This window comes from Candidatus Dormiibacterota bacterium, from assembly GCA_036495095.1.
Classification (GTDB): domain Bacteria; phylum Chloroflexota; class Dormibacteria; order Aeolococcales; family Aeolococcaceae; genus CF-96.
Window position 1 is genome coordinate 1 of record DASXNK010000155.1, and the last position, 6,419, is coordinate 6,419.

A 6,419-nucleotide genomic window follows, 5' to 3' on the forward strand; every position below is an offset into this window, starting at 1 on the left:
CCTCTACGCCGCCCGTCTCACCGAGCTGGTCGGCGGGGTCGGCCTGCGGCCCATCCTGCTCTCCTCGATCGGCGGGGTCTGGGCGATCAAGTTTCTCCTGTGGCTGGGTCTCACCGCCGCCGCCGGGTTGGCGCTCCGTCACCGGGCCGGGGGCCGCGGGCAGGGCCGGGTGCGCCTCACCCTCATCGCGCTCGTGCTCGGGCTGAGCGCGGCCTTCGTCGCCGGCACCCATGTGGGCACGGGCAGTGCCAGCCCCGGCTGGCTGTACGTCCCGATGATGCTGGCGCACGTCCTGCTCACCGCCTTCTGGGCGGGCGGGCTGGTGGCCCTGCTGCTGGTGGTGTTCCCGTCCGGCGAGCCCGAGGAGATCTGGTCCGCGGTCAGCCGGTTCTCGCGGATCATGACCGTCACCGCCGTCCTTCTCGTGGTGAGCGGCCTGGTGATCCTGGTACGTCTGCTGGCCAACCTCTCGGCGCTCTGGTGCACGGGCTACGGGCTGATCGCCGGCTTCAAGGTGGCCATCGTGGCCCTCGCTCTCGTCGTGGGGCTGGTGAACAACCGGATGGTGGCGGCGCACCGGGGCTTCGAGGAGCTGCCTGAACCGGCGCGGCGGCTGGCGCGCCGGGCCGGGCCCTCGATCGGGCTGCTCCGCGGGGTGGTCGTCGCCGAGGCGGCGCTGCTGCTCGGGGCGCTGGTCCTCGCCGCCGTGCTGGGCGAGACCCAGCTGCCCCCGCTCTTCTCCGGGCGGGCACTCCCGGGGGTTGCCCAGGACGTGGTGCAGCCAGGGCTGCTCGGTGGGGGATGCCAGTAGCGGCGTTGTTCGGGCCCTTTAGCGGTGCACGGAATTGACCCTTCCTAGCCGACTTCCGGTTCCCCTATGATTCGGCCGGAGGGTGGAGTGGCGGTGCGGAGGGAGTGTGGTGGTGAATGAATCAGCCGAACCGGACGGCGGCGCCCGGTCGATGCTCGACCGGCTGATGGAGGTGGGCGTCGGCGGTCTGGTGCTCAAGCCCGGCGATCACATCTGCGCCTTCTACCGGGGTCCCGCCGGACGGGACGAGATCCTCACCCCCTACATTGCGCAGGGACTGCAGGACGGCGACAAGTGCATCTGCTTCCTCGACGTCGCCGACCGGACCGAGGTCAAGGACCGCCTCCAGGCGAGCCTCCCGGAGAGCGACCGGGTGCCCGGGCAGCTCGAGGTCCTCGACTACCAGGAGACCTACCTTCGGGAGGGCCGCTTCAACCAGGAGGAGTGGTTCGAGTTCCTCGACCGGTCGGTCAGCGGCGCGATCAGCGGGGAGGGCTACACCGTGGCCCGGGCCGCGGGAGAGATGGCCTGGGCGCTGCGGAACACGCCCGGGGTCGAGGAGCTGTGCTCCTACGAGGCGATGGTGAACTGGTTCGCCCCCCGCTACCCGCAGATCCTGATGTGCTTCTACGACCTCGACCGCTTCAGCGGGGAGATCGTCGTCGACGTCCTCAAGACCCACCCCAAGGTGCTGCTCAACAACATGGTGGTCGAGAACCCGTACTACATGGAACCGGCGGCGTTCCTCGCCCAGCAGAAGATCACGGTCTGAGCATCGCGCACGTGAGCGCGCGCCGGGTCAGGGTCTCTGCCAGGGATCGCTTGAACTCGGCGGTGGCACGCACATCGTCGACGGGGTCGATGGCGTCGCCGCACTCGGCGGCCGCGTCGCCGGCGGCCGCCCCCCGGGCGAGCGCATCCTCCACCCCGACGCCCCGCCGCGGGGTGCCGCCGAGGTTGACGTAGCCGACCCGCCAGCCGGCCGCGGTCTCCTGGACAGCGACCCCGGCGATCGCCCAGTCGAAGAGCCGGCGCCGGAACTTGAGGTACGCGTGCGCCCCGGCGGCGACCGGGAAGCGCACCTCGGTGACCAGCTCGTCGGGCTCGAGCGCGGTGGTGAACAGGTCCGTGTAGAAGTCGGCGGCGCGGTGCCGGCGCCGGGTGGTGATGATCTCGGCGTCGAGCATCAGCGCCAGGGCGTTGTAGTCGCCGGCGGCGTCGCCGTGGGCGATCACCCCGCCGATCGTCCCCAGGTTGCGGACCTGGTTGTCGCCGACCTCTGCGGCCACCTCGGCGAGGAGGGGCAGGCGGGTACGCACCTCCGGGCTGCGCTCGATCTCGGCGTGCCGCGCGAGGGCGCCCAGCACCAGCGTCCCGTTCTCGGTGCGGATGCCGTCGAGGCCCCCGATCCGGGAGATGTCGACCAGCGCCGCCGGCTGGGCCAGGCGCAGCCGCATCAGCGGGACCAGGCTCTGACCACCGGCGAGCACCTTTGCGTCGTCGCCGTACCGCCGGAGGTGGTCGACCGCCTCGTCGACGGAGTCGGCGGTTGCGTATTCGAAGGCGGCGGGGATCATGCGCGTGCCTCCCGGACGAGCGACCAGAGGCGGTCCGGCCTCGCCGGCATCTCCACGTGGCGGATGCCGAAGGGTGAGAGCGCGTCGACGACGGCGTTGATCACCGCGGCGCTGGCGGCGATCGTCCCCGCCTCGCCCACTCCCTTCACCCCCAGCTCGTTGCTCGGGCTGGGGGTGACGGTGCGGTCGAGCTCGTAGCGCGGCACCTCCGCCATGGTCGGAACCAGGCAGTCGAGGAAGCTGCCGGTGAGCAGCTGGCCGCTCTCGTCGTCGTAGCGCACCTCCTCGAAGAGCGCCTGTCCGATCCCCTGGGCGATGCCGCCGTGCACCTGGCCCTCGACGATCATCGGGTTGATCACGTTGCCGCAGTCGTCGACGGCGACGTAGCGCTGCAGGTCGACGGCCCCGGTCTCGGCGTCGACCTCGACGACGCAGATGTGGCAGCCGAAGGGCCAGACGAAGTTGGGCGGGTCGAAGTAGGTGACCGCCTCGAGGCCCTGCTCCATCCCCTCGGGGAGGCCGGCCCCGTACGCGGCGAAGGCGATCTCCGCCATCGACCTGACCCGGTCCGGGCTTCCCTTCACGTGGAAGCCGCCGTCCTCGAAGACCACGTCCTCCTCCGCGGCCTCGAAGAGGTGGGCGGCGAGCCGCCTCGCCTTCTCGACCACCTTCCGGCAGGACTTCAGGATCGACAGTCCCCCGACCGGCAGGCTGCGCGAGCCGTAGGTGCCGTAGCCCATCGGGGTCTCGCCGGTGTCGCCGTGCTTGATGTCGACCATCTGGTAGGGCACGCCGAGGGCGTCGGCGACGAGCTGCGCGAACGTGGTCTCGTGGCCCTGCCCGTGGCTGTGGGTGCCGGTGCTCACGGTGACCGAGCCGGTGGGATGGACTCGCACCATCGACGACTCGACCAGGGCCACGCCGGTCAACGGCGCGGTGGCCGCGGCGGGGCCCATGCCGCAGATCTCGACGTAGGTGGAGACGCCGATGCCGAGGTAGCGTCCCTGCTCGCGCAGCTCCTGCTGCCGGCGGCGCAGGTCCGCGTAGCCCGCGATTCCGAGTGCCAGGTCGAGGGACCTCTCGTACTCACCGGAGTCGTAGACAAGCCCGAAGTGGTTGGGATACGGAAACTGGCCGGGCTGGATGAAGTTCTTCCGCCGGATCTCCACCGGGTCAATGCCCAGCTCGGCGGCGACCAGGTCGACGATGCGCTCGACGAGATGGGTCGCCTCGGGCCGGCCGGCCCCACGATATGGATCGGTCGAGACGCGGTTGGTGAGGATGCCGATGGTGCGGCCGTGCACCGCCTTCCACGGGTAGCAGCCGCCGCTGACCAGCAGGGCGCAGGTCTGGAAGGAACCGAAGACGCCGACATAGGCCCCGGCGTCGAGCAGCTGGGTGACGCGCAGGCCCAGCAGCGTCCCGTCACGCCGGGCGCCGACCTCGACGTCGTAGATCTGGCCGCGTCCGTGGGTGGTCGCCACCAGGTTCTCCGAGCGGGTCTCGACCCACTTCACCGGCCTGCCGGCGAGCTTCGACGCCGCCGAGGCCAGGTACTCCTCGGGGTAGGGACGTGCCTTGCAGCCGAAGCCGCCGCCGACGTCGCGCGAGATCACCCGCACCTGGCTCTCGGGCATGCCCAGGCAGCCGCTGACGAACAGGCGGACGAAGTGGGGCACCTGGGTCGAGGTCCAGAGCGTCAGCCGGTCGTCGAAGGGGATGAACTCGGCGATGCAGCCTCGACCCTCCATCGGCGCCGGGCAGACCCGCTGCTGGGTGATGCGCAGGGTGAGGCGCACCTCCGACTCGGCCATGGCGGAGTCGATATCGCCACCGGGGAACTCCGTGTCCCACGCGATGTTGTCGGGGGCGCCCTCGTGGGCGGTGGGAGTGCCCGGCTCCATCGCCCTCTCCAGGTCCATGACTGCGGGGAGCGGGTCGTAGTCGACGAAGACCAGCTGGGCGGCGTCCTCGGCGAGGTAGCGGTCGTCCGACAGCACCACCGCGACCGGCTCGCCCTGGTAGACGGTCTCGGTCTCGGCGATGGGGAACTGCTCGGGGACCTGTCGCTTCTCCGGGACGAATGCGGGGGCGACGGGGAGCGCGCCGGAGAGCACGGTGCGGAACTCGCGTGCCGTGTAGACGGCGTGCACGCCCGGTGCGCGGCGCGCCTCGTCGACGTCGATGGAGCGGATGCGCGCGTGGGCGAGGGGGCTGCGCACCACCGCCATGTGGAGCATGCCGGTGAGACGGATGTCGTCGACGTAGCAGCCGTGGCCGGTGATCAGCCGCGGGTCCTCGCGGCGCTGGACGTGGGCGCCGATCATCTGGGTGATGGCCATCGTCTAGCCTCCCACACCCACCGGTTGGGGACTGGGTGGCGTGACCTCGTCCACCGCCGCCTCCACCGCCGCCTTCGTCGCCGTCGCCCGTCCCGCCGCCCGCACCGCCCTCAGGATGTTCTCGTAGCCGGTGCAGCGGCAGAGGTTGCCCTCCAGCCCCTTGCGGATCTGGTCGTCGCTCGGCGACGGGTTCTGGTCGAGAAGGTACGCGGTGGCCATGATGAAGCCGGGCGTGCAGAACCCGCACTGCAGCCCGTGCTCGTCCCAGAACGCCCGCTGCACGGGGTGCAGCTCGGTGCCGGATGCCAGCCCCTCGATGGTGGTCACGGCGCGGCCGCCCGCCTGCACCGCGAACATGCTGCACGACTTCACCGCCATGCCGTCGAGCAGCACGGTGCAGGCTCCGCACTGGCTGGTGTCGCAGCCGACGTGGGTCCCGGTGAGCCCGGCGACCTCACGGAGGTAGTGCACGAGAAGCAGTCGCGGCTCCACCGCATCCTCGTGCGGGACGCCGTTGACGGTGACCGTGACGCTCTGTCTCATCTGCACTCCTCCCGGTGATCGGCTGCAACGATCGGTCTCCGGAGGCCGGGTTCACCTCGACCTGCCGGGTCCAAGCCCGGCCCCGTCTTGGCCCTCGACCAGCATGGGAATCGCGTGGTGACCGCTCGATACTTGCGGCCATCGAGCCGTGCTCGGTGCGGCGACCGCGCCTCGCTCGCCCACCCAAAGGAGACGCGATGACCACGACAGCAGCGCTTCCCCATCTCGGGGCGACGGGCCACGAGGTGCAGGGGGACCGTCTCGGCGGAAACCGCCACTTCACCTTCTTCCGGCCCCAGCGGCGCAAGCCCACGGACTACGAGTCCTTCACCCTGGGCCAGCACCTCAGCCCCACGAACTTTCTCCAGGTGGGCTGGCCGGTGCGCTTCGACGACGGCACCGAGCCCTTCCGCCAGGGGTCCACGGCGCTGCGGTGCGGCGACTGGGGGGCGTTCCGCGACCCGGCGCAGACCTGGCAGCGCGGCTACACCGACACCCAGAACACCCAGGAGCAGGCGCTGGCCGCCACCTCCCGGGCGCTGGTGTGCTCCGGGGTGCTGTCGGGGATCAACCCCGTCTGGCGCGACCGCGTGCTCGCCGGGGACCTCGCGGTGTATCCGTTCGTGAGCTACGCGCAGTTTCTCGCGATGTCCTACGCGGTGCGGGAGGCGCTGACCAGCGCGGTCACCTTCGCGCTCGCCTTCGAGGCGCAGGACAACCTCCGCCACCTCCAGGACGTCGTCCACGCCACCTTCGACCTCGCCGAGGCCTTCCCCGGCTGGAGTGACGAGGGTGCGCGGGCGGCCTGGATGACTGCGCCCGAGTGGCAGCCGGCGCGGCAGGCGCTCGAGGGCATGCTCGCGCTGGAGGACTGGGGCGAGATCCTGGTGGCGATCAACCTGGTCTTCGAGCCGCTGGTGGGCACCCTGGTGAAGCGCGAACTTCTTGCCCGCAACGCCCCCTGCAACGGAGATCCGCTGACCACCGGCCTGATGGCGACGATGGCGACGGACGTCGAGCGCCACCAGGGCTGGACCCAGCAGCTGGTCCGCACGCTGCTCGCCGACGCCGAGCACGGCGCCCACAACCGCACCGTGATCGCCGGCTGGCTGGAGCGCTGGACGCCGGCGGCATCGCGTGCCGTCG

At 71.1% G+C, this 6,419-nt stretch carries 6 protein-coding genes; 3 read left to right on the forward strand and 3 right to left on the reverse strand.

Features of this window, described 5'->3' with window-relative positions:
• Both VGL20_15885 and VGL20_15890 read left to right on the forward strand, forming a co-directional pair.
• Positions 1 to 811, forward strand: an 811-nt coding sequence (locus VGL20_15885) for a CopD family protein (protein HEY2705161.1), incomplete at its 5' end; no start/stop codon positions are given.
• Between the two features lie 112 nt (positions 812 to 923).
• Entirely contained in the window at positions 924 to 1,583 is a 660-nt protein-coding gene (locus VGL20_15890; GenBank protein HEY2705162.1) for an MEDS domain-containing protein, read from the forward strand.
• Here the strand turns inward: VGL20_15890 and VGL20_15895 are convergent.
• From VGL20_15895 to VGL20_15905, 3 genes are read right to left on the reverse strand one after another with little or no spacing between them, the layout of a single operon-like run.
• Positions 1,573 to 2,388: an FAD binding domain-containing protein gene (locus VGL20_15895; GenBank protein HEY2705163.1), complete on the reverse strand. Its 816-nt coding sequence runs from the start codon at positions 2,386 to 2,388 to the stop codon at positions 1,573 to 1,575. The genes VGL20_15890 and VGL20_15895 overlap by 11 nt on opposite strands.
• Positions 2,385 to 4,730, reverse strand: coding sequence for a molybdopterin cofactor-binding domain-containing protein (locus VGL20_15900; GenBank protein HEY2705164.1), 2,346 nt, complete (start codon positions 4,728 to 4,730; stop codon positions 2,385 to 2,387). The genes VGL20_15895 and VGL20_15900 overlap by 4 nt, the downstream gene beginning before the upstream one ends.
• Positions 4,731 to 4,733: 3 nt before the next feature.
• Positions 4,734 to 5,273: a (2Fe-2S)-binding protein gene (locus tag VGL20_15905; GenBank protein ID HEY2705165.1), complete on the reverse strand. Its 540-nt coding sequence runs from the start codon at positions 5,271 to 5,273 to the stop codon at positions 4,734 to 4,736.
• A 197-nt stretch (positions 5,274 to 5,470) separates the two neighbouring features.
• Between VGL20_15905 and VGL20_15910 the strand changes: the two genes are divergently transcribed.
• On the forward strand, positions 5,471 to 6,419 hold a 949-nt coding region (locus VGL20_15910), incomplete at its 3' end, for a methane monooxygenase (protein HEY2705166.1).

What these genes read in the sequence shown, in the direction of transcription:
- VGL20_15895 (HEY2705163.1), bottom strand. Translation starts at nt 2,388, where the DNA reads ATGATCCCCGCCGCCTTCGAATACGCAACCGCCGACTCCGTCGACGAG.
- VGL20_15900 (HEY2705164.1), bottom strand. Translation starts at nt 4,730, where the DNA reads ATGGCCATCACCCAGATGATCGGCGCCCACGTCCAGCGCCGCGAGGAC.
- VGL20_15905 (HEY2705165.1), bottom strand. Translation starts at nt 5,273, where the DNA reads ATGAGACAGAGCGTCACGGTCACCGTCAACGGCGTCCCGCACGAGGAT.